The following is a 21174-nucleotide window of genomic DNA, read 5'->3' as shown; positions in this document are numbered from 1 at the left end:
AGGAAAAACTGGCGGAACCTACCGGCTCTTGGCCGCGGTCTCCTTGCGGCTTAGAGCCGGTCGTTCGCTTGGCCGGCCCGACTAAACGATATGGGGGATCCAAAATAAATAGGCTTCTGCATTCCTTATTGGAGCCGCATCAGCCTCTTCTTAGGATGTGAATGGCCTTCAGGAGTGAACACATCAATGTGATTTCCGTTCTTTATCATAAACCTCGACTTCGCCATGAAGGGGATCCTTGCTGTCAAATGCCTGTTGATGCAGCGCAATATATCGGCTGACGTTCATTTCTTCCAGCGTCTCAAGGTACTGACTCCATTCCTGCTCGATGTCCGCTTGACCCAACACAAATTTGGCGATCATCTCGTCAACGTAATTCATGATCGTCATTTTCAGGTCGGCCACTTCCATACTTTGCTCCTCATCAAACAATAGCGGAGGGAGCACGGTTTCGATGTCGGCAAGGTGAGGGACGTATTTTGCTGTTAACTGATCGAATAAAATAGCGTTTATATCCCGGCTTCGATCTTCCACCGCAACCTCCATCGTCGCATCTTCGGAATACCAGAACGGACCGATGGAAAACCAGTGATTATTGCTAGACTTGCCGTATTGCGTAATCACTTTTATTTTGGCAGGACGGCCGTCTAACCCGACCATTCCTTCATCTGCTTCCACCCAATCCACACCTGGCACGCCTCTCCTTGCTTGCAACGTAACTTCCGGGAAGTACAATCCCTCCAGCCACCTGAAAGCAACCTCTTTATGGGCAAGAGCGGAACTTGTGATCACATCCGTCGCGACAATCCCGTAAGGAGAATGAACGGCTTGGCGTGTGCCATCGGGACCTTCCAGAGGCGGTACCATCACGTATTCGAGGTACCGGTTGCTCTCGGAGCCAATCTCCGTAAAATACCCTTGATAACCGCCAGGAACAGCTCCCAGAACGGCGTATTCCGGATGCTCGCCAAGTTGCGTAAGCTGCTGTCTATCCATAGTGAATGATTCCTCCGCCAGCAACCCTTCGGCATACAGCTTGTGCAAATACTTCAACCCTTCCTTCCATCCGGGCTGCATGAAACTGGCTTCCACTTTCCCGTTCGACAAATACAGCCTTTCGGGCGGGGTATATACAAAGGCATTCATCAAGAATTGCTCCACTCGCGCTAGCAATCCTTCCGCCGGGCTGCCGGCGAGCGGGATGACACCTCCATGACCTGTCGGATCCTGATCGCGGAATGCACGCAGCACATCATAGAATTGTTCCGTCGTCTCCGGCATGTCCAATCCGAGCTGCTCCAGCCATGGTTCGTAGATCCACATGTTCACCGGAGAAACGCAAAAGTCGCACTCGCTAACTTGCGGAAGGGTATAGAACTTTCCGTCCTGGCTGCTGATGAAGTCGAGAACATGGGGATTTCTCTCGAACATTTCCTTACTGATCGAGCCGTGTTCCTCGTATAGCTCACTCAGATCAAGGAACACTCCCTGTTCTCCATAAATTTTCTGCTGCGCCCGGTCAATCGGCATGCCCATAATAATATCCGGCAAATCCCCCGTCGACAGCCGCAGATTCAAAGCTTCCACCAAGCCGCCTTCCGGCGCCACTTCCCAATTGATCTTCACATTGGTCAATTCTTCGTAATACTTGGTAAATGCATTCGTTCGAATGTCCTCCATTCGCGCATCGGCGCGTGTCAAGACGGTCAATTCTACCGGGTCTCCTTCTACGATTGGAAACGTACCTGGCTCGGTCAGCCGGATCGTATTCGCGGACATGTTTTGCTCGGCATGGTTGGGGGTGTCTTTCGAACACGCAGCTAATAAAACGACAAGGGTGATGAGGATGACCAGGCGCTTAAATTTGCATTTTCTTGTTTGTTCCATCTTATGATTCTCCTCTCAATTGATAATCGCCTTTCTAATATGGAGCCTCCGAGCCGATTTGCTTGCTCAGCTTTTTATCGAACCGAGCAGCGCTCCCTTTACAAGATATTTTTGTAAGAAGGGGTATACAATCAACATCGGGGCGCTGGCAATAACAATGACGGAATATTTAAGCAGCTGCCGCAATCCGTTTTGAGCCTCAACCGACCCTAATCCGGTCAGCAATGAAGAATCCACCTCATTCTGCACCAGAACATTTCTAAGAAAAATCTGCACCGGAAACAAACTTTCGTCTCTCAAATAAATAAGTGCCATAAAATATTGATTCCAGTGTCCTACCGCATAAAACAAGGACAGCACCGCAATGATGGGGGCGGACAACGGAAGAGCGATCTTGAAAAAAAACGTTAAATCGCTTGCGCCATCCACCTGCGCGGCTTTTAATAATTCCTCCGGCAGCGTAATTTCGAAAAAAGTTCGAGCCACCAGTAATTGAAATACGGACAAAGCGGTCGGAAAGATCATCGCCCACCGGGTGTTCATGATCCCCAGAGCATCCACAACAAGAAATTCCGGAATCAGCCCTGCCTGGAACAAGGTCGTAAAGACAAAGATCGACAGAATAAAGACGCCAAACGGGAGATCTTTCCTTGATAGGGCATAGGCGGCCATAATCGTTACGACGACATTTAAGAATGTGCCGACTCCCGTGTAGAACATCGAATTGGCGAATCCTAGCCAGAACTTTTCATATTCCATGACGACCTTATACCCGTCCAAAGTGAACTCGACAGGCCAAACCCATACTCGCCCGGACACGACCGCCTGGGGAGAGCTGAGCGAGGAGCTGAGAATATATAACAGCGGATATAAGACATTAACAAGGATGAGGAACAACGCTGCATAATTGGCAGCCAGAAACCATTTGTCTTGTTTGGATTCTAGAATATTCATAGTTAGCTCCTACCATAGCGTAGCTTGCTTTGCTTTTTTGGCAGCATAGTTGACGATTATCAGCATAATCAGTCCTGCGACGGATTTAAACAGTCCTATCGCAGTAGCGTAGGAATAATTCGTCAGCGGCGAATTAAGCCCTATCTTGTATACATAGGTGTCAATAACTTCGGAAGCCTCCAGATTTAACGGGTTTTGCATGAGCAGCACTTTTTCATAACCGACGTTAAGGATATGTCCCGCATTCAAGATCAGAATAATCATGATCACCGGCATAATCCCCGGAAGATCGATGTGCCAAATTCGCCGGATTCTTGATGAGCCATCCATTAAAGCCGCCTCATGCAAGGTTGGATTAATACCCGATAAGGCAGCCAGATAAATGATGCAAGCGAATCCGGTATTTTGCCAGATGCCGCTGAGCACGTATATCGTTTTGAAATACTCCGGTTTGGCCATCCAATTGATCTGCGGATAACCAAAAAACTCGATCAATCCATTGATCAATCCCAGCCTGGGATCGAGAAATTGCACAACCATACCTACCAAGACAACAACGGAAATAAAATGCGGGGCGTACGTCACCAGTTGCACAGATTGTTTGAACAGCTTCGCACGAACCTGGTTCAGCATGAGTGCGAGCAGGATCGGAAACGGAAAACTGACGATCAGATCATAGAGGCTGAGCTCGATCGTATTGCCAAGCACCCGCCAAAAGTCATAAGATGCGAAGAAGCGCTCAAAGTGTTTAATCCCTGCCCATTCGCTGCCCCATATACCGTTTAAAGCTCTATAGTCCTTAAACGCCATCTGAAGACCGTACATGGGATAAATCTTAAATAGCGCAACGTATGTCGCAGCCGGGAGCAATAAGATATACAATTGCCAACTTTGCAGAACTTGTTTCCGTAACGGCCTGCTGTTCTTCATATGTGTTTTAATCACAGTTGACGCACTCCTATCCTCCTCAAAGTTTACAACCCCGGCAGGTTTTCTTCGAAAATCGGATTACTCCAGGCCACCTTGCCGTGAGCATCCATACATTCAACCCGCACGTACACCTCCTTGCCCGTCAATGAATAGCTCGCTTCAGTCAGGCTCGTCCCGTCTTCCGCGGTCCAGTTTTGGCCAAAGCTGCCATCCGTAATAAACCGAATGCTTTGAACCGGAGATGTTACAATCTTGATCATTCCGTCATCTATGCCGTACTCGTAAATTTCCGGCCCTGTCGAGGAATAGAAGCTTCCTTGAATTAGCGCTTCCGCAAGTGCAGAGCGGGATAGCTCGCGGGCCTTCACCATAATCCAACCGCCAAAGGAGTCCCTGGTCCGATTGCCGGCTTCCTGGTTGTGGTTATCATCGTCGGCTACTCCATACAACCGTTTTCCTTTCCGCAAGAGCCAGTCCCAGTAAAACGTTGCTGTGCCATTGCCGCAATATACTTCACTTTTATGGTTATAGATTTCTAATGCGAACAAACCTTCCAACCCCAGTATCTCTTCAGGCTCCACCCGCGATATGCGGGGATGATTATAAATGGACAGGTGCCCCGCCTCGCGCAAGCAGTCGATGGCTCTTTGAACGGCTCTATGGCTGTGTCCGCTTACGGATTCAAGGTATTGATCGTGCCCCCACTTCTGTTCTTCCCGGAAATGGTCGGATAATGTTCCAACGAACAATCCTTGAAGATCATTCCATTGATCCGGCTTGTTGAGGTGTTTTGCAGACCATTCCAGTCCCGGATACACCAAGAAACCCGGATCATCGAATTCCGTTGAATCAAAGAACTTTTCATGATCGCTCAATACAAGAAACGAGTATCCCCGTTCCTTATACATTTCCACCAGTTTGGCCGGTGCATAAAAACCGTCCGATCTTGTCGTGTGGCTATGAATATTCCCTTTAAAAAATGTCCCGTTTTCTATAAACTGCGACTTTCGCATCGTTTTTCACTACTCTCTTTTCCTTTTATTTTTTGCAAGACAACAGTACGATGAGCATGATCGGCATACGTGCCTGACCAGTACGCCGGTTACGCGGCAACTGACGACAACTACTTGATCAGTAGTAAATCACTCCTCTAATCTCCATTTGGATCCAACTTGGATTCAATTAAATAATGCTTGTCTATTATTTCCCCGATATTATCGGAAGGTGAATAATTCGTAAAAATGACGGGGCGACCCGGTTAATTGTAATGGCTAGCAACATTCTGTATGATATTAAATAAAAAAACGAAATGGAGCTGTTCGATACGATGGCATCGGAATCGGTACGTATCGCTTATGAAAAAATTTTGAATCGCATTATGAACGGCGACTATATGCCAGGAGATTTGTTATCGGAGAACGAACTTGCGGAGTGGCTGAACATGAGTCGAACGCCGGTACGGATGGCTGTTTATAGACTGGAGAGCGAGGGCTATGTTGATTTATTAAAAAACAGAGGGATCGTGGTAAAGGAACTGTCACTTGAAGAAATGCTGGAAACAGTCGAATTATTTGACGCATTACTGAAACATGCGTTCGATAAGGTGGAGGAATATCGTATTGACTTCGATCTGGAGAAGATTCATGATTATTTGCAGAAACAAATCATTGCGACAGAAGAGAAAAATTATTATGAGTATTCGCTCAACTCCGTCGCCTTTATTCTTAGCATCTTTCAAGCTTTCCGCAATCAAGTGATGCTGGAGACTATCGAACGATTACTCAAAAAACTCATGATAACAGCTGTGATCAGTTATAAACGGGCACCTCATCTTAGTCACTTTTCCGCTACCCCTCTAAACAAAAAATTATATGACTACCTGTTAAACAAAGATTACGAGCGTATCAAGAAATGGGCGCAGCACTATGTGAATTCAGACTCGTACATCTCCCCCAAGGTGCGTTCTATAATTTCAAGTCATTCGAAAGATTGAGTTTACAACTGGGAACCACAATAACGAAGGTGTGGAGAGAGGCGTTCGTATCCTCTTCCACACCTTTTTCCTTCCAATTCCTAAAATAAGCAACCAAATTATATGCCAATCTCCCGCATTTTCACTGCTACTTTCTCTACTCTGCCATCCATATCCGCCCCGTCATACTTCGGAAGCTTCAGCTCGCTTACGATGGATCCGTCGCGCATAAACATAATGCGCTCCGTCCGCGCCGCAACCTTGGCGTCATGAGTGACAAGCATAACCGCAGTACCGTCCGCGTTGATCTCGGAAAATATGTCCATAATCTCCTCCGCGGTTTTTGAGTTGAGCGCACCCGTCGGCTCGTCGCCGAAGATGATCCGCGGGTTGTTCATAAGCGAACGGCATATTCCCGCGCGCTGGAGCTGACCGCCCGAAACCTGTGTAATGTCGCGCTTTTCAAGCTCTGCTATGCCTACCCTTTTCATAATTGTTCTAGCTTTCTCCGAGATTTTCGCGGCGTTTTTACGATTGTCGCGCATGGACGGAAGAATGATATTATCGAGGATATTCAGATTTTTCAGCATTGTCGGCTGCTGAAAAACAAATCCCATTGCCGTTCTGCGAATATCCGATAGCTCGTTCTCGGAGGCCGTCGATAGATCCCTGTTATCAAACACGACCTTTCCGCCGTCAACGTTATCCGTTCCGCTCAGCGCATACATGAGCGTCGATTTTCCAGAACCCGAAGGTCCCATAACCGCAACGAACTCGCCCTCGTTAATTTCAACGGACACTCCGTCGAGGACATTGCGCTTTTCATCGCCTTCGCCGAAAGATTTTACTATTCTGTCACCAATAATAATCTTAATCATTGTTCTACTCCTTTATATGTTCGAAAATTTTGATTTGTCCTGCGCGCGATGTGCCGAGTATGGTTGCGATAAGTACCGAGATGATCATCATCAGCGGACTAAGCAGATACGCCGAAAGCGGGTTGACCGCAAAATCAAACTTCGATGCTCCGAACGAGGAGATCACCATACCCGCAAGCATTTCTCCAAGCGTGTTCGCCAGAAGCGTACCGAGAGCAATTCCGACAATCAGAACGAATAACGAACGCGAAACAAACTGAGCTTTAACATCCGAGTTTCTAAAACCGAACGCTTTCATGACGGCAATGGAATATCTGTCCTTTGCGACAAGCATTTTCATAAATAACAATGTAACGAGCACAGTTATAACCAGCGCAACGGCAATTGCGGCGTAGGAGGCCGTTTCAACGGAGCTTATGGTCGAGCCAAGGGTCTGTGTAACAAATTCATCAACGTTCGAGGTTTTGGCAAAATCAAACTTGGCTGCATATTCCTCAACCTCCGCGTCAACAAGGGATTTATCCGACAGTTCGGCGCTGACAATGCTCCACATCATACCCGCCGAATCGTCGGTGAATACGGCCTTTGCGGTTTTGCCGCCGTTGGTAATGTCGGAATAGATTCCGCTTACCTTGAGATCTTTTTCCGTCCCTTCAATCGCCAGCGTAATGTCATCGCCGACCTTAAGGCTCCATTCATCGGCGTATATCGTCGAGAGCGCAATTTCATCATCCGCGGCGGGTGCCTTGCCCTCGGTATATGCGATAGGAAATATCGAATGATCGCCGAGTTCGATTTTCATATTTTCTTCCGATCCGTCTTCCATCTTTGCTTTGAATGTTTTTGTTGTAAGGACGGCAACCTTGGAAATAGCTTGATCGCTTTTCACCGTCTCTACGATTTCGGAGACTTTATCATCGACATTGTCGATATTGCCGGACAACTGTATGCGCAGATCGTAGTTTCCAATCCCCATATAATTAATGAAGCTTTTTGAGGAAATCGAGGTATACAGGTTTTGCGGAACAATCAGGATAAATGCCGAAATCACCAACACAGCAAGCATTGTGATGTAGAGTCTTTTCCTTGCGAGAACATCTTTGATACCGAGAAAAATATTCGTGTTGAACAACCTGTTCCCGCTTAGGGTAAAACGCTTTGTGCCTGCGGATTTTTCTTGCGCGGTGCCGAAGCGTATGGCTTCCGCGGCGGATATTTTCCGGAATCGTTTAAGCACACCGTTGACATAGACTATAATGGCAAGAAATACTAGAAGGATGCCGGCGATTCCTAAGACATAAACAAAAGAGGAATATTTGCTTTCTCCCATATAAAGCCGTATATTTTCAAGAAGCATGCCTTTGAAAACAAACGAAAGAGCAAAACCGAGAATAGAGCCTGCCGCCGCAATTGCCGCGTATTTTGCCAAATAAATCTTCTTGATGTCGGAGACGCGCAGCCCTATAGCCTTCATCACACCAATTTCGCGATAATCGTCTTCGATCTTCGCAAGGAGCGTAAAGCGTATGCACATGAACGCGACGGCAATGACAAGCAGGCCTACCAGAAGGATAACCCCAATCATAATCCCGTCGGAAATGGCATTCATCATTCGGAAAAGCGCATACGTAACCGTTGGCCCGTTCATCTCAAGTCCTGCGTTGGCATAGGCGGTTTCGAATGCGCCTAGCCCCGACCTATCCTTTAATCTGAACTCGATCAGATACTCCGGATTTCCTAGGGTTTTAACTTCTGCATAATCACTGCTGCTTACAAGAAATCGCTTTGAAGCGGAGAGTGATGAATTCATGGTGGAATCGCGCAAGAAACCCGCAACGGTAAATTCTTTTCCGCTTATGACGGCCTTGTCCCCGACCTTGGCGGTGTTGTTCTTCATATAGCTTACCGGAACATAAACCTCGCCGTCGGATACGTTAATTACGTTACCTTCAAGATCTAGCAGATAATCGAATTTCTCGCTCTGTACGCTTAACCCGTTGTCCTGCACGCTGTTCGCGAGCGATTTTTCGCCGAATATAAATTGCGCGCCATCGACGTTCAGAAATTCAACCACCTGAAACTCATCGACATTGCTGTTCTGCTTTGCGAAAGCCGTAAGCCGCGCAGTATCAATCTCACCTGCGTGCATCTGCATAAAATGCGGCGTTTTCGCTTTTGTCATTAACGTATCCAGCGCGCCATACAGATTGACGGCGAGTATCGCCGCGAGCGAAACCAGCATAGCCGCGGCAGCAACAAATATCATCGTTGTCACTGTAATCCATTTGCTCTTTATCATGTCATTGCGGATTATTTTGTTATACATAAGTCACCTCTGTGTTCTATGTTGAGCCACGAATTATTCAAGGCTGTCCTCATCTCCGTTATCAAACATCTGCATAACGGACATAAGGCTTCCCCTTTCGGCGCCGAGCAGCCTTTCCGCGTTGACAACTAACGCTTGAACGCGGGAAGCCCTCTCCTCGTTCGTCATTGAAACCAGGTCATCATCAAAAACGGTATTCGAATATACGACAATCATTTCCATGCACTCATACGGGTAAGGCGTGTTGAACAGTCCCTGCTGAGTACCCTCGCGGATGATTCCCGCCAGGATCGGCGTAACGCCGTTAATGATGACCCTTTGTATTTTCTGATGCAAAAGCGCGTTCTGCGGCTTGTGAATGTGCTCCATAATTTCCTTGCTGCTTCCACCGCTTAAGTTCAATGCCATAACGACGCGGATGATGCGCTCGACTACGGGTATACTCTTGTCTTTGGCAATTTCTTGCGCTGCACCTAAAAGACGGACACTATACCGCTCAATCAGCGCGTCCATAATATGCTCCTTCGACTTGAAGTGATAATACAGCGTTCCCCGCGCAATTTCGACCTTTTCGAGAATATCGTTTGTACTCGTGCCGTCAAAGCCTTTCTGACTGAACAGCTCATCCGCCGCGTCAAGTATTTCGTTCCTGCGTACCTCGGCTGTTTTTACAACTCTCATTCTTATACCCCCTTTTACCGACCGACTGCCTGTCGGTTTAATATTAGCATGTTTTATTGTTTTATTGTTTCAAGATTTTGTTAAATCAAAAAAAGAGCGAACCGAAGCGAAGTTTGGCTAATTACACCATTTAATGATGGTAACTAACCATTTTACGGTTCTCCCTAGTGCGTCACTTAAAAGAAATAGGTTATAATTTTAAAGCATTATTGTACGCACAACATATTTGCAAAAAAATCATAGAGGCATTACGACAGTTACATGGATGAGCTCGAAAAGCGATAACAATTTGTGAATTAATAAAGTTCGGATTATAGAGCCATATTTTCAGATAGAATGGTTCATTTAATCTTTTCATCTGTTGAGATCAAGATTGGTAAACTTCTATCATTGCCTCCAGTATTAATCGAGAATACCACATCGGAGGATTACGTCTAGTTAACCGGTAGAATGGGTCAATCCATAACTTTACATAGCCTCTATTGTTACGACTTAATCGTTCAATGTCCAATCAATATGACGTTGTTTCCATTGTTTAATCTGCTTAATTCTACGCTTCCAACCACGGATTTTCTTTTTATTAGAGAATGGATTTGCCATATTATCGTCCTTCACTTAATTTGTTTGAAATATATGGAGAGTAACTTTTCATGACCCACTCATGAAATATTCGATAAGCCGAACTGGAATCAGATACAGGAAAAATGAACGTGCCCTATACTTGTCTACGGCTTAATTTTGAATCGACAAGAAATTTGTCATCCTCTTCATTTAAGAATACATTATACGTTTTATCTTTATTTTTGAATCCCACAGCATGGATATCAAGCCCCTCCTTAAAAAACCTAAGTGAATTATGGGTGGCTCTGATTAAACATTTTCATTGAAAAGTGGATTTTGTAATTCTTCGTCAAAGTTGCTCTCATCAATGAGATAACCTTGAAAATATCCATCTACCAAGAAACTAAGTCGCTCAATTATTAAATGAAGTTTGTCGAAAGGAAAGTTTTTAATTTGACCTAAATTATTATCAGAGTACTCCCATATGATATGTTCTAAGATTTTTGCATGCGTGAAACTAATTGCTCTAGAGATTTCTCTATCTAAAGGTTTATCAATAGTTTCTTTAATTACTACCCTTACACTATTGTAGTAATCCCAAAATGAAGGAAAATCAAAAAAAGATTCTTCGCTCAATTTATGTATAAAGGTGTTCTCTACGCAATTATAGTTATTCATAAGTACCTGCAATTCGTTCTCCATAAAGCCCCCTCCGATTTTTTACTCTACTTAAAAAGTTCCACTCTAAAACGAAAAACCCTTCCAGTAAAAGGAAGGGTCTGAGCACCGATACATCTTAATATTAGTCTTTCCTTACCAACAGTGAGCAACACTCCACATGCATCGTCTGCGGAAACATGTCCACCGGCGTCACCTCAACCGTCCGGAAGCCGCCGTCCTCCAGCACGCGCAGGTCCCGCGCCAGCGTCGACGGGTTGCAGCTGACGTAGACGACCCGCTCCGGCCGCATCGCGATGATCGTCTCGAGCAGCGCGGCGTCGCAGCCTTTGCGCGGCGGATCGACGACGATAACGTCGGCCGCGATCCCTTCCTCGCGCCAGCGCGGGATGACGACCTCCGCCGGCCCCGCCTCGAACGCCGCGTTCGCGATGCCGTTCAGCTCGGCATTCCGCGCAGCGTCTTCGATTGCCTCCGGCACGATCTCGACGCCGTATACGCGGCCCGCCCGCCGGGCGAGGAACAGCGAGATCGTGCCGATCCCGCAGTACGCGTCGATGACCGTCTCCGAGCCGGTCAATCCGGCGTAATCGACCGCCTTGCGGTACAGCTTCACCGTCTGTGCCGGGTTCACTTGGTAGAACGACCTTGCCGATATCGCGAAGCGAATGCCGTCCAGCTCGTCGTAGATCACGTCGCTGCCCCACAGCGTAATCGTCTCCTCGCCGAAAATCGCGTTCGTGCTCCGCTCGTTCACGTTCTGCACGATGCTCTTCACGGCCGGCACCACCTCGCGAATGCGCTCTGCCAGACGGTCCGCCTGCGGCAGCTTCCTGCCGTTCGTAATTAGCACGACCATGATCTCGCCGGTCACGACGCCCGTTCGCACGACCACGTGGCGAAGCAAGCCGCGGCCGGACTCCTCGTCGTAAGGGGGCACGCCAAGCTCGCTCGCGATCCGCTTCACCGCGCGAATCGTCTCGTCGTTCCGCTCATCCTGGATATGACACTCGTCCATATCGATAATCCGGTGGCTGCCTTGGGCGTAGAAGCCCATGGCGAGGCCATCTTCCTCGGCGCCGGCGCCGACGGGAACGGCCGCTTTGTTCCGGTACCGCCAAGGCTCGTCCATCCCGACCGTATCGCGAACGACGACGCCCTCACCCGCCTCCTCCGCCACGGTCAGCTTCCCGATCCGCGTCAGATTGTCCGCGACATGCTGCCGCTTCCACGCCAGCTGCGCCGGGTAGTCCAGGTGCTGCAGCTGGCAGCCGCCGCATTCCTTATGAATGGGACAGAGCGGCTGCACGCGGTCGGGGCTGGCTTCGAGCAGCTCCTCCAGTCTCGCGTAGCCATACTGCTTCTTCACCTTCATAACCTTCGCGCGCACGCGCTCGCCGGGAAGTGCCCCTTGTATAAAAAGGGTAAAACCGTCCGCGCGGCCCACCCCTTCTCCGTCATGCGTCAAGCCGATGATGTCGGCGACGACCTGCTCGTTTTTTTGAAAAGGCGCATCCGCCGCCGCTGCGGCCGCAGCCGTTCCTCCCGAACGGGTACCGCCGCGCGCTCTGCCTCTGCCGCCTTTATGTTTTCCGCTGTTCTGCATCGCTTCTACTCCGCTCTTCCTTCCGATTTCCAGGCGCCAGGCCAGACCTACTCCTATCGTTATTCCCCTCGCCCGTGCCGCTTAGCCGCAGACTCCTGCCCGCCGCTTACCGGTACGTCGACGAGCCCGTCTCATCCGCGAAAATATGCAAATGCGACGGCAGCACCGAGAAGCTGCACGGCAGCACGCCGCCGTATTCGCCGTCGAGATTGATCTGCACGTAATCCGGCGTCGTCACCTTCAGCTCGTTCGTCCGAAAATGGATGACATGCGGATCGTTCAGATGCTCGCCGCGCAGCGCCAGCGTCACCAGCTTGATGAACTCCGGCAGGTTGCACTTTCGGATCAGCAGCACGTCGAGCAGGCCGTCATCCAGCTTCGAATCCGGCGCCAGCCGCTCGAAGCCGCCCACCGAGTTGCTGTTGCAGATGAGGAACATCATGAACTCGTCGTGAAACTCGCCTACCTCCGCCGCTTGAAAATGCAGCTCGGTCGGGCGGAGGCGGGTCATTTTCTCCATTCCCTTCATATAATAAGCGAGCTGGCCGATCATCGTCTTCAGTTTGCTCGGCACGTCGTACGTCAGCTCGGTGAGCGAACCGCCGCCGGCGATGTTGATGAAATAACGCTCGTTCGCCTTGCCGACGTCGATCGGCCGCGAGTATTGCTGAATGATCAGGTCGACGGCGTACTCCCAATGCTTCGGAATGCCCATCGCCCTGGCGAAATCGTTCGTCGTGCCGACCGGCAATATCCCGAGCGGAGGTCGATCCGCCTTGCCCGTGAGGCCGTTGATCACCTCGTACAGCGTGCCGTCGCCGCCCGCCGCGATGACCATGTCATAGCCGCGGTCCGCCGCCTCGGACGCCGCGAGCGTGGCATCGCCTTCGCCGATCGTCATATGGCAGCTCGTCTCGATGCCGCCTTTCTCCAGCCGCTGCAAAATATCCGGCAAGCGCCGTTTCATCTCTTCTCTTCCCGAAGTCGGGTTATATATAAGCCGCGCCCGTTTGATGGCCATTACGGTACACCCCCAGCAATCCATTCCGCTCTGTCTATTTTGACCCAACGCCGCACCACGCAACCGTAAGGCGCAGCCTATGATGATCGTCCCTAATGCAGCAGCCACTCCGTCATTTGCCGGACCAGCCAGCGCTCGACCGCCGGGTGAGGGAGCATCGCTTGTCCGTTGTAACGGTAGTCGAGCCCTTCAAGCCGGGATGGAATGACCTTATTCGTAAAATATCCGCTGCTCAAAAAAATCGGTACGACGATGACCGCCTCTCCGGGGCGCTCCGCCTGCATCGCCTTAAGCTTCGCCGCCGCCTGATCGGGCAGCAGCATGGCGGATTCCGCCCGCGCATAGCCGCCAAGCGAACGCAGCCGCTCGCCGAGAAGCGACAGCCCCTCCCGCCAGCGGTCGTGGAACACCTTCTCCTTGCTGCCGTGGCCAATCAGGAGAAGCGCTTCGCGCGCGGGATCCGTCGACAGCTCCGCGATGTTCGCGGCAAGCAGCTCGGCGATCTCCGGATCGGCGTCGATCGGCTTCCCGTAGCGGAGCTTGGCGTTAAACCGGAACATGCTGAGATCCCCCTCCAGATCCGATATCCGGGGGAGTCCAAAAGCTTGGCCGATCTCATCCACGTGCGTACTTCCGGAGGAGATGAACAGCGGTACGACGAGCATGTCCGTCACGCCCATCCGTTCCAGCTCGTCGATCCCGTCCTGAATCAGCCGTCCCTCGACGATCTCGAGGAAGGAGGACACGACCGGAACGCCGGCCACGGACGGCGAAGCGGCCGCAGCCTCGACCGCGGCATCCACGAGCCGCACCCACTCGGTTTCCCTGGAGCCGTGACTGACGACGAGAATACCGGGCTTCATCGCGCAGCCTACCTTCCGAGACGCTCTAGTGCCATTTTATAGCCGTCGTTGCCGTAATTCAAACAACGCTTAACCCGCGAGATCGTTGCCGTGCTGGCGCCCGTCTCCGCTTCGATTTGGTTATATGTACTGCCTTTGCCGAGCATTCTAGCTACTTCGAGCCGCTGCGACAACGACTGGATTTCGTTCACCGTGCACAAGTCGTCAAAAAATACGTAACATTCCTCAACCGATTTTAACGTCAAAACCGCTTCGAACAATTGATCGATCGCTTTATCGTTCAGCTTCTTCAGCTGCATCGTTATCCACTCCCGGTTTAGTACTAACTAATAATTTTATTGTAACTTTTTTATCCGTATTATTCAAACGTTAGCGTATTCACGCTTTAGAGAAAGGAAGAGCCCGGATTGGCCTTTTCCCGCTCTTAGAGCATATACGAGCACCGGGCATTTATCCATAAAAAGTTCCGCATTCGGGACATTCGTCCAATCGGAATGTTTGCCTAACCCATAAACTAATAAAAAAAGGGTTGTGATCCGTGTGAATTACCGCAATAACCCCGGACCGGGCAACCAACGTTACGGCATGCCGCATGGCTCGCACCGGCAACAAGGGCCGTTCCCGCCCAGCAAATCGTTCGGCGCCAAGTCCGGCGGATTTCCCGGCGCGAATTCCGGCGGCTTCCATATAGGCGGGGAATTGCCGACGATGCCCCCCGCCGGTCCGATGTATGGGCAGGAGCTGCTGCCTGCCGTCCATCCCAATTCGACTGAAGTATCCGAATTAACGTCCGCCCCTTCCAAGGGAGGCGGCTTCTCTCTTGCCAACCTGAGCGAGCTCAAAGGCTTAGTCGACCGGATGGGCGGACTCGACGGGATCCTCTCGACCGTGACGAAGGTGCAGAAGGTCATGTCGAGCGTCTCCCAGATGGCGCCGCTCGTCAAAGTGCTCCTCGGCTCCTTCGGCAAAAAGTCGAAGGCCGACTCGGATGACGATTCCGAGAGCATCGAGTGGAAGCCGAAGCGCCGCCGGAAGCGCCGCAAGACCGGCAAGGGCGGCGGCGGCAAACGTCCGGTCAAGCGCCGGCGCTAGCTTATCCTCGCATCCGGCGAAGCATAGCCCCGGCTGCGGCGTTTATCGCATGCGGATCGGGGCGCTGCCGCTGCTTGAGGCGGGCCCGAATTGTGGCCGAACGGGGCCGGCAGCCATCGGCGGGGCTTGCCGTGGCGCTTCCGCCCCGTATGAAACCCTGCGCCTGTCCGATACGCGGACCGACGACGTCCGCCCCTGTACCAGCGCCGGCAGCTTCGTCGTTTCTCGCGATTAACGGTTGCTTCCTCTCCGTTCTTCCGTTATGATGAACCTAACTACATTGCCCGAGTGAAGCACACCCCGGCTGCAAGCGTTTATCGCCTGCGGACCGGGGTGTTTTCGTTCCGCGGCGTTCAGGAGGAATCGGCATGCACCCGAACTTACTGCGATTTATTGAAGCATTTGAACGAGAGTCCGCCGTCAGCGGCTCCTTTCGGAACAAACTGGACAAATCCGCCCTAACGTTCCTTGAACTGGTGTGGGGCCCCGCCTTCGATCATAACTACGACGGGCTGCGCGCCGAGCATCCTTTCGTCGACCATAAGGGAGGCCGCCGCTTCGCGGATTTCGTCTACGTCAGGCACGGCATGCGCCTTGTCGTTGAGGTAGACGGGTTTACGACGCATGCCCGGGATCTATCCCCCGGCGAATTCAACGATCATCTGCGCAGGCAGAACGATCTTGTCTTAACGGGCTGGATCGTTCTTCGCTTCTCCGCGTGGCAGGTCGCCAATCAGCCTCAAGCCTGCATGTCCCAGCTCAAGCAGGCGATCGGACATTGGTGGTCGATTACGCAAGCCGGACATAACGCGGAGGCGTCGAACGTTTGGGACATCCGCAAGCGGCTTCTCGTCCAAATGGCGATTCGTAGAGACGGCATGCTGAAGCCCGGCGAAGTCGCGCGCGAATTTCAAATCAGCAACCGGACCGCGATCGACTGGCTGCAGCGGTTCGAACGGGACGGCGTTCTGCGCGGCGACTCGTCCGGCCAACGAATTACGAGTTATTTACTCACAACCTTCGCCTAATCGACGATTTTTGCACGTTTGCACCCATACCGTTTCGACAGTTGTTCCTCTGTGGATAAGCCAAAATCGCAATTTATCCACAATAATTCGAGCATGTGACAAGTCCTCCTATCGTTCGCCTGTGCACAAATGCACCCTTTTACATGCTTCTCCATCCGCATAATTGTGCATAAACGGTGCATGACCTCCCGGACGCGGCCGGTTAGGCCGATTTCATGCACAACTGTGCGTAGAATTGTGTACATGCGCATGATTCGCCATTTTTCGTCAAAGGTTATCCACGCCTCAGGTTATTGATGGCAAGATGGCAGGCCTGATTCGGAGGGGCGAACCAATTAGTCGCACAAGCAGAATGCAAGGCTAGCACAACAAATCGTATCTACTGAGGCAAGGCTCACTTTATATGAAGGAAAGCTCATTACGAGCTTGGCTGCAGCCGCGAAAAATAAAAATAGTGAGACAGACCTCATTCCCCATGAACCTGGGCTCATGGCGAGTGAGGTTTGCCTCACTATTTCACTAAAATGCACCTCATTCAACTCATTTCATGAGGTTTCCCTCACTATTTAGTGAGTTTGCCTCACTAGCCCATCATACGTAAAACGGAGGAGGAGGCATAGTGAGTTCGCCTCACTAAGGCCCACCGCGCATGCATATTCCGGAGAACGAGGAGGAAGAGGTGGTGGTGAAGAGGAGATAGAGGCGGCGGCACTCGATCGCAGCCAATCCGCCGGCTGCGTGCTAGTAGAAGTTACTGAGGGAAAGCTCACTGTTTATGAAGGAAAGTTCATACCGAGCTTGGCTGCAGCTGCGAAAACATAAAAATAGTGAGGCAACTCTCATTCCCCATGAACCTGAGCTCATGGCGAGTGAGGTTATCCTCACTATTTCATTTAAATGCACCTCATTCGAATCAGATAATGAGGTTCCACTCATTATTTAGTGAGTTCGCCTCACTAAGAGCCCTCATGCACAAACGAAGAGGAGCACTCGATCGCAGCCACCCCGCCGTCTGCGTACTAGTTGAAGTTACTGAGGCAAAGCTCACTGTTTGTGAAGGAAAGCTCATATCGAGCTCAGCTGCAGCTGCGAAAACATAAAAATAGTGAGGCAAACCTCATTCCCCATGAACCTGAGCTCATGGCGAGTGAGGTTATCCTCACTATTTCATTAAAATGCACCTCATTCGAATCAGATAATGAGGTTCCCCTCATTATTTAGTGAGTTTGCCTCACTAAGAGCCCTCATGCACAAACGAAGAGGAGCACCAGGTCGCTGACTCACCAGCCGGCTGCAAGATACTGAGTTTCCTTCTTAACCCCCATCATTCGATGCAAGAGAAACGACCAAATCCCCCGCAGGCCGCATCGAATTCATTTTCCGGTGAGGGAGAAGCCCTACTCCCTGCTCCACACTCCCTGTCACTGTCTTACCAGCCGGCTGCGTGCGTACTAGTTGAAGTTACTGAGGCAAAGCTCACTGTTTATGAAGGAAAGCTCATATCGAACCCAGCTGCAGCCGCGAAAAATAAAAATAGTGAGGCAAACCTCATTCCCCATGAACCTGAGCTCATGGAGAGTGAGGTAATCCTCACTATTTCATTCCAAAGCACCTCATACAACTCATTTTATGAGGTTACCCTCACTATTTAGTGAGTTTTCCTCACGAATGGCCATCATGCACTCCACTCCCCCTCTTACAAGAAGAACAAGTGGATCAGCCAGAAGAAGAACATCGCCATCAGCACCGTGATCGGGATGGTGATAACCCACGCGATCAGAATCCGGCCGGCGACGCCCCACTTCACCGCGGAGAAGCGCTTCGCGCTGCCCACGCCAAGAATCGAGGACGTGATGACATGCGTCGTGCTGACCGGCAGATGGATCATCGTGGCCGTCAGGATGACCGCCGCGGAACCGATGTCCGCCGCAAAGCCGTTGATCGGCTCGATTTTGAAAATTTTCGTGCCCATCGTCTTGATGATCTTCCAGCCGCCGACGGACGTGCCGAGCGCCATCGCCGTCGCCGCGGATATTTTAACCCAAAGCGGAACGTCCATCGTATCCTGCATACCGGCCGCCACGAGCGCGAACACGATGATGCCCATCGCCTTCTGCGCGTCGTTCGTGCCGTGCGAGAACGATTGGAACGCCGCCGTTATGATCTGCCCGAAGCGGAAGCCTTTGTTCACCTGATGCGGACTTGACTTGGCGAAGACGAGCTTCAGGATCCACATGATGATGAAACCGGCGGAAAAAGCAATCAGCGGCGACAAAATAAGCGCCTGGATAATTTTCATAATGCCGCTTGAGTTGATTTCGTCCAGACCCGCGCCCGCAATAACCGCCCCGGCCAGCGAGCCGATCAAGGCGTGCGACGAGGAGGACGGAATGCCGAACCACCATGTAATGAGGTTCCAGGCAATGGCCGCAAGCAAAGCCGCGATGACGATTTCGACGCCGTGATCCAGCTTCGAAGGGTCGGCGACGCCGCTGCCGATCGTCTTCGCAACGCCGGTGAACGTAATCGCGCCGACGAAGTTCATAACCGCCGCCAATATAATGGCGACCCGCGGCTTCAGCGCGCGCGTCGATACCGAGGTTGCGATCGCGTTGGCCGTGTCGTGAAAACCATTTATAAAATCAAACGAAAGCGCCAGAAAAACGACGATCCATAATACGATTAAATCCATTTCGAAGGACTCCTGCCTCTCCTAAACTTAGCTGTTGCGCATAATGATCGATTCCAGCGTATTGGCAACGTCCTCGCAGAAGTCGGTCGTTTCTTCCAGCATTTCGTAAATTTCCTTGCGCTTCATCAGCTCGATCGGGTCCGTCACATTGGCGAACAGGCTCTTGATGCAGATGCGAAGCAGGTCGTCGGCCTGGTTCTCCAGCTCGTTAAGGGCGATGTTCGGCTCGCGGATCGCCAGCAGCTTCTTCTCCGTCAACAAGTAGATCGCCTTCTTGATCTGGTGGGAGGAACGCACAAGAATGTCGCCGAACAGCGTAATGTACTCGTCCTTTTCCTGGATGTTGTACATCTCGAAGCGCGACGCGCAGGCTTCGATGCCGTCGAGCACGTCGTCGAGCGACGTCGTCAGCGCCATAATGTCCTCGCGTTCGATCGGCGTAATGAACGTTTTGTTCAATTCCTTCAAGATCGTATGCGTGTACTGGTCGCATTTGCTCTCGAATTCCTTCATGGTCTTGGCGAAGGCCGCAACATCCGATAAGTCCGATACGCCTTTAGAGAAAAACTCAACCGCCTCGACGAGCGTATCCGCCATTTCTTCGAACGTTTTAAAGAAAATGTCTTTTTTCTTGAACATCGTAATCCCCTTTACCGACTTTGGATGTTTAGGCGTCTAGCTATGAGCCCACAATATCTTAACATAGTTTACCTACGAATTGTTAAGAGAATGTAAAGGATTTATGAAAACTTTTCGTTTTTCAAAATATAATAATAAAGACGCCGATCCCCGTTACGGGACCAGCGCCTTCTTCTCCCTTGGAAGCCCATCCGTTAACGTCTGTTAACAGTGTTTCCAATTCGCTACGATTGTACCCACGTCACATGCTCGGCGAAGGTCGGTTTCGTCGGCACGATGTGGAAAAAGGTTTTGCCCGGAACGAGGGGCAGCTCCTCCCCGTCCCTCACGATCCGGATCATGCCGTCCGGCGCGCGCACCCATTCCGCCTCGATCGCCTTGCCCTTCTGGAACAGCACGGCCGAGCCGCCCGCCGTCAGATCGACCGCGAGCCGGCCTTCGTTGTCCAGCGTCCGGTGGCTCGCCCCGATGACGACGAGGTTCGCTCCGGACAGCTGCTCGCCGTTGTTCAGGTCGATGTGCGGCTCGTCGCCGATCGAGCGCTCGTAAAGCCCCGTCGCGGCGTCGTACTTATAGCCGACCTTGTAATTGTCCATCAGAAACTTGATGGCGATTTCCGTCGCCGGCTCGCCAGCCTCCGCCGCTCCTTCTTCCTTGAACGGATAAGAGGGAACCGTCACGTCCTTCCGGTACCCCTTCTTATCGGCACCCTCGCGCAGCTTCTCGAGACTCGAATAGAGATTATGAGGCGCCTTCCGGTCCTTGCTTCTCCAGTAAGAGCCGCCCGCGTTCGAAATTTCGTCCAAATAAGGCTTGTCCTGCCGCTGCAAAATCGCATAGCCGTCGTTGCTCGCTCCCGCGTGCGCAAGCACGGCTCCGTAACTGTCGCCGATGTCGATCAAATAAGGCCGTATGCTGCGGATCGGTCCGATGTTGTCGGTCAGCGCGTCCGTGCTTTGGAACACGGCCACGAGCCGCGTGATGCCGCCCTCCGCGAGCACTTCCCAGACGGCGTCCGCGTTCGTGAGACCGGACTGCGGCCTCGCCGCCGCATAGTTGTTGATCATGACGACGACCGGCCTCGCCGTCGCCTCCTCCGCGAGCTTCAGGCCGGTGAGCGGCGCATCGTACGGAAGAGGCGTCGCCTCGGGCGTCGGTGTCACTTCCGCGACCGTCTCGGTCGCGGCGTCCGTCGGTTCCGGCGACGCGCCTTCTCCGTCGCCGCCGCTGCACGCCGACAACAGAAGGCCGAGCGACAGAAGCAGCGCTCCGACCGGCGTAAGCAATCGTTTGTTCATGTGCAACCCTGCCTTTATCTCCGGTATATACGGCATGTTTTCGCTTTCACTTAACTTCCATTTAAACA

At 51.4% G+C, this 21174-nt stretch carries 18 protein-coding genes; 3 read left to right on the top strand and 15 right to left on the bottom strand.

Features of this window, described 5'->3' with window-relative positions; genetic code table 11:
- Positions 1-183: 183 nt before the first annotated feature.
- From IDH41_RS10225 to IDH41_RS10210, 4 genes are all read right to left on the bottom strand, one after another.
- Positions 184-1887 carry an extracellular solute-binding protein gene (locus IDH41_RS10225; RefSeq protein WP_190860685.1) on the bottom strand — a complete coding sequence of 568 codons (1704 nt, stop codon included), beginning with the start codon at positions 1885-1887 and terminating at the stop codon, positions 184-186.
- A gap of 66 nt (positions 1888-1953) precedes the next feature.
- The gene (locus IDH41_RS10220; RefSeq protein WP_190860683.1) at positions 1954-2841 is read right to left on the bottom strand and encodes a carbohydrate ABC transporter permease; all 888 of its coding nucleotides are present in this window, start codon (positions 2839-2841) and stop codon (positions 1954-1956) included.
- Positions 2842-2850: 9 nt separating this feature from the next.
- Positions 2851-3786 (bottom strand): ABC transporter permease, encoded by a 936-nt coding sequence (locus IDH41_RS10215; RefSeq protein WP_317890718.1) that lies wholly within the window; start codon positions 3784-3786, stop codon positions 2851-2853.
- A 29-nt stretch (positions 3787-3815) separates the two neighbouring features.
- Positions 3816-4784 carry a CehA/McbA family metallohydrolase domain-containing protein gene (locus tag IDH41_RS10210; protein ID WP_190860681.1) on the bottom strand — a complete coding sequence of 323 codons (969 nt, stop codon included), beginning with the start codon at positions 4782-4784 and terminating at the stop codon, positions 3816-3818.
- Positions 4785-5098: 314 nt separating this feature from the next.
- On the opposite strand from IDH41_RS10210, the gene IDH41_RS10205 reads away from it, so the two are divergent.
- Positions 5099-5764, top strand: a complete 666-nt coding sequence (locus IDH41_RS10205) for a GntR family transcriptional regulator (RefSeq protein WP_190860679.1) — start codon at positions 5099-5101, stop codon at positions 5762-5764.
- Positions 5765-5862: 98 nt separating this feature from the next.
- Here the strand turns inward: IDH41_RS10205 and IDH41_RS10200 are convergent, their stop codons facing one another.
- The 8 genes from IDH41_RS10200 to IDH41_RS10165 form a co-directional block, all read right to left on the bottom strand.
- Positions 5863-6621 (bottom strand): ABC transporter ATP-binding protein, encoded by a 759-nt coding sequence (locus tag IDH41_RS10200; RefSeq protein WP_190860677.1) that lies wholly within the window; start codon positions 6619-6621, stop codon positions 5863-5865.
- Positions 6622-6625: 4 nt separating this feature from the next.
- Entirely contained in the window at positions 6626-8947 is a 2322-nt protein-coding gene (locus IDH41_RS10195) for an ABC transporter permease (protein ID WP_190860675.1), read from the bottom strand.
- A 33-nt stretch (positions 8948-8980) separates the two neighbouring features.
- A complete protein-coding gene (locus IDH41_RS10190) occupies positions 8981-9628 on the bottom strand; it encodes a TetR/AcrR family transcriptional regulator (RefSeq protein WP_190860673.1) in 648 nt (215 codons plus the stop codon).
- A gap of 870 nt (positions 9629-10498) precedes the next feature.
- Entirely contained in the window at positions 10499-10891 is a 393-nt protein-coding gene (locus tag IDH41_RS10185; protein ID WP_190860672.1) for an Imm41 family immunity protein, read from the bottom strand.
- A gap of 100 nt (positions 10892-10991) precedes the next feature.
- The gene (rlmD, locus tag IDH41_RS10180) at positions 10992-12473 is read right to left on the bottom strand and encodes a 23S rRNA (uracil(1939)-C(5))-methyltransferase RlmD (protein ID WP_190860670.1); all 1482 of its coding nucleotides are present in this window, start codon (positions 12471-12473) and stop codon (positions 10992-10994) included.
- Between the two features lie 106 nt (positions 12474-12579).
- Positions 12580-13494, bottom strand: a complete 915-nt coding sequence (locus tag IDH41_RS10175; RefSeq protein ID WP_190860667.1) for a diacylglycerol kinase — start codon at positions 13492-13494, stop codon at positions 12580-12582.
- Positions 13495-13586: 92 nt separating this feature from the next.
- Positions 13587-14357, bottom strand: coding sequence for a sirohydrochlorin chelatase (locus IDH41_RS10170; protein WP_190860665.1), 771 nt, complete (start codon positions 14355-14357; stop codon positions 13587-13589).
- An 8-nt stretch (positions 14358-14365) separates the two neighbouring features.
- Positions 14366-14656 carry a YerC/YecD family TrpR-related protein gene (locus IDH41_RS10165; RefSeq protein WP_020619046.1) on the bottom strand — a complete coding sequence of 97 codons (291 nt, stop codon included), beginning with the start codon at positions 14654-14656 and terminating at the stop codon, positions 14366-14368.
- 241 nt (positions 14657-14897) lie between these two features.
- On the opposite strand from IDH41_RS10165, the gene IDH41_RS10160 reads away from it, so the two are divergent.
- Together IDH41_RS10160 and IDH41_RS10155 are read left to right on the top strand one after the other, a co-directional pair.
- Entirely contained in the window at positions 14898-15449 is a 552-nt protein-coding gene (locus IDH41_RS10160; protein ID WP_190860663.1) for a hypothetical protein, read from the top strand.
- Positions 15450-15817: 368 nt separating this feature from the next.
- A complete protein-coding gene (locus tag IDH41_RS10155) occupies positions 15818-16477 on the top strand; it encodes an endonuclease domain-containing protein (protein ID WP_190860661.1) in 660 nt (219 codons plus the stop codon).
- Positions 16478-18173: 1696 nt separating this feature from the next.
- Here the strand turns inward: IDH41_RS10155 and IDH41_RS10150 are convergent.
- From IDH41_RS10150 to IDH41_RS10140, 3 genes are all read right to left on the bottom strand, one after another.
- The gene (locus IDH41_RS10150) at positions 18174-19169 is read right to left on the bottom strand and encodes an inorganic phosphate transporter (protein WP_190860659.1); all 996 of its coding nucleotides are present in this window, start codon (positions 19167-19169) and stop codon (positions 18174-18176) included.
- A 27-nt stretch (positions 19170-19196) separates the two neighbouring features.
- Positions 19197-19808 (bottom strand): DUF47 domain-containing protein, encoded by a 612-nt coding sequence (locus tag IDH41_RS10145; RefSeq protein ID WP_190860657.1) that lies wholly within the window; start codon positions 19806-19808, stop codon positions 19197-19199.
- 224 nt (positions 19809-20032) lie between these two features.
- Positions 20033-21106, bottom strand: a complete 1074-nt coding sequence (locus IDH41_RS10140; RefSeq protein WP_190860655.1) for a DUF3048 domain-containing protein — start codon at positions 21104-21106, stop codon at positions 20033-20035.
- Between the last annotated feature and the right edge of the window lie 68 nt (positions 21107-21174).

Source organism: Paenibacillus arenilitoris (assembly GCF_014705655.1).
Lineage (GTDB): Bacteria > Bacillota > Bacilli > Paenibacillales > Paenibacillaceae > Pristimantibacillus > Pristimantibacillus arenilitoris.
The sequence above is the reverse complement of the archived record's forward strand: the minus strand, read 5'-3'. Positions and strand labels throughout refer to the sequence as shown.

What these genes read in the sequence shown, in the direction of transcription:
- IDH41_RS10225 (WP_190860685.1), bottom strand. Translation starts at nt 1,887, where the DNA reads ATGGAACAAACAAGAAAATGCAAATTTAAGCGCCTGGTCATCCTCATC.
- IDH41_RS10220 (WP_190860683.1), bottom strand. Translation starts at nt 2,841, where the DNA reads ATGAATATTCTAGAATCCAAACAAGACAAATGGTTTCTGGCTGCCAAT.
- IDH41_RS10210 (WP_190860681.1), bottom strand. Translation starts at nt 4,784, where the DNA reads ATGCGAAAGTCGCAGTTTATAGAAAACGGGACATTTTTTAAAGGGAAT.
- IDH41_RS10205 (WP_190860679.1), top strand. Translation starts at nt 5,099, where the DNA reads ATGGCATCGGAATCGGTACGTATCGCTTATGAAAAAATTTTGAATCGC.
- IDH41_RS10200 (WP_190860677.1), bottom strand. Translation starts at nt 6,621, where the DNA reads ATGATTAAGATTATTATTGGTGACAGAATAGTAAAATCTTTCGGCGAA.
- IDH41_RS10195 (WP_190860675.1), bottom strand. Translation starts at nt 8,947, where the DNA reads ATGTATAACAAAATAATCCGCAATGACATGATAAAGAGCAAATGGATT.
- IDH41_RS10190 (WP_190860673.1), bottom strand. Translation starts at nt 9,628, where the DNA reads ATGAGAGTTGTAAAAACAGCCGAGGTACGCAGGAACGAAATACTTGAC.
- IDH41_RS10185 (WP_190860672.1), bottom strand. Translation starts at nt 10,891, where the DNA reads ATGGAGAACGAATTGCAGGTACTTATGAATAACTATAATTGCGTAGAG.
- rlmD (WP_190860670.1), bottom strand. Translation starts at nt 12,473, where the DNA reads ATGCAGAACAGCGGAAAACATAAAGGCGGCAGAGGCAGAGCGCGCGGC.
- IDH41_RS10175 (WP_190860667.1), bottom strand. Translation starts at nt 13,494, where the DNA reads ATGGCCATCAAACGGGCGCGGCTTATATATAACCCGACTTCGGGAAGA.
- IDH41_RS10170 (WP_190860665.1), bottom strand. Translation starts at nt 14,357, where the DNA reads ATGAAGCCCGGTATTCTCGTCGTCAGTCACGGCTCCAGGGAAACCGAG.
- IDH41_RS10165 (WP_020619046.1), bottom strand. Translation starts at nt 14,656, where the DNA reads ATGCAGCTGAAGAAGCTGAACGATAAAGCGATCGATCAATTGTTCGAA.
- IDH41_RS10155 (WP_190860661.1), top strand. Translation starts at nt 15,818, where the DNA reads ATGCACCCGAACTTACTGCGATTTATTGAAGCATTTGAACGAGAGTCC.
- IDH41_RS10150 (WP_190860659.1), bottom strand. Translation starts at nt 19,169, where the DNA reads ATGGATTTAATCGTATTATGGATCGTCGTTTTTCTGGCGCTTTCGTTT.
- IDH41_RS10145 (WP_190860657.1), bottom strand. Translation starts at nt 19,808, where the DNA reads ATGTTCAAGAAAAAAGACATTTTCTTTAAAACGTTCGAAGAAATGGCG.
- IDH41_RS10140 (WP_190860655.1), bottom strand. Translation starts at nt 21,106, where the DNA reads ATGAACAAACGATTGCTTACGCCGGTCGGAGCGCTGCTTCTGTCGCTC.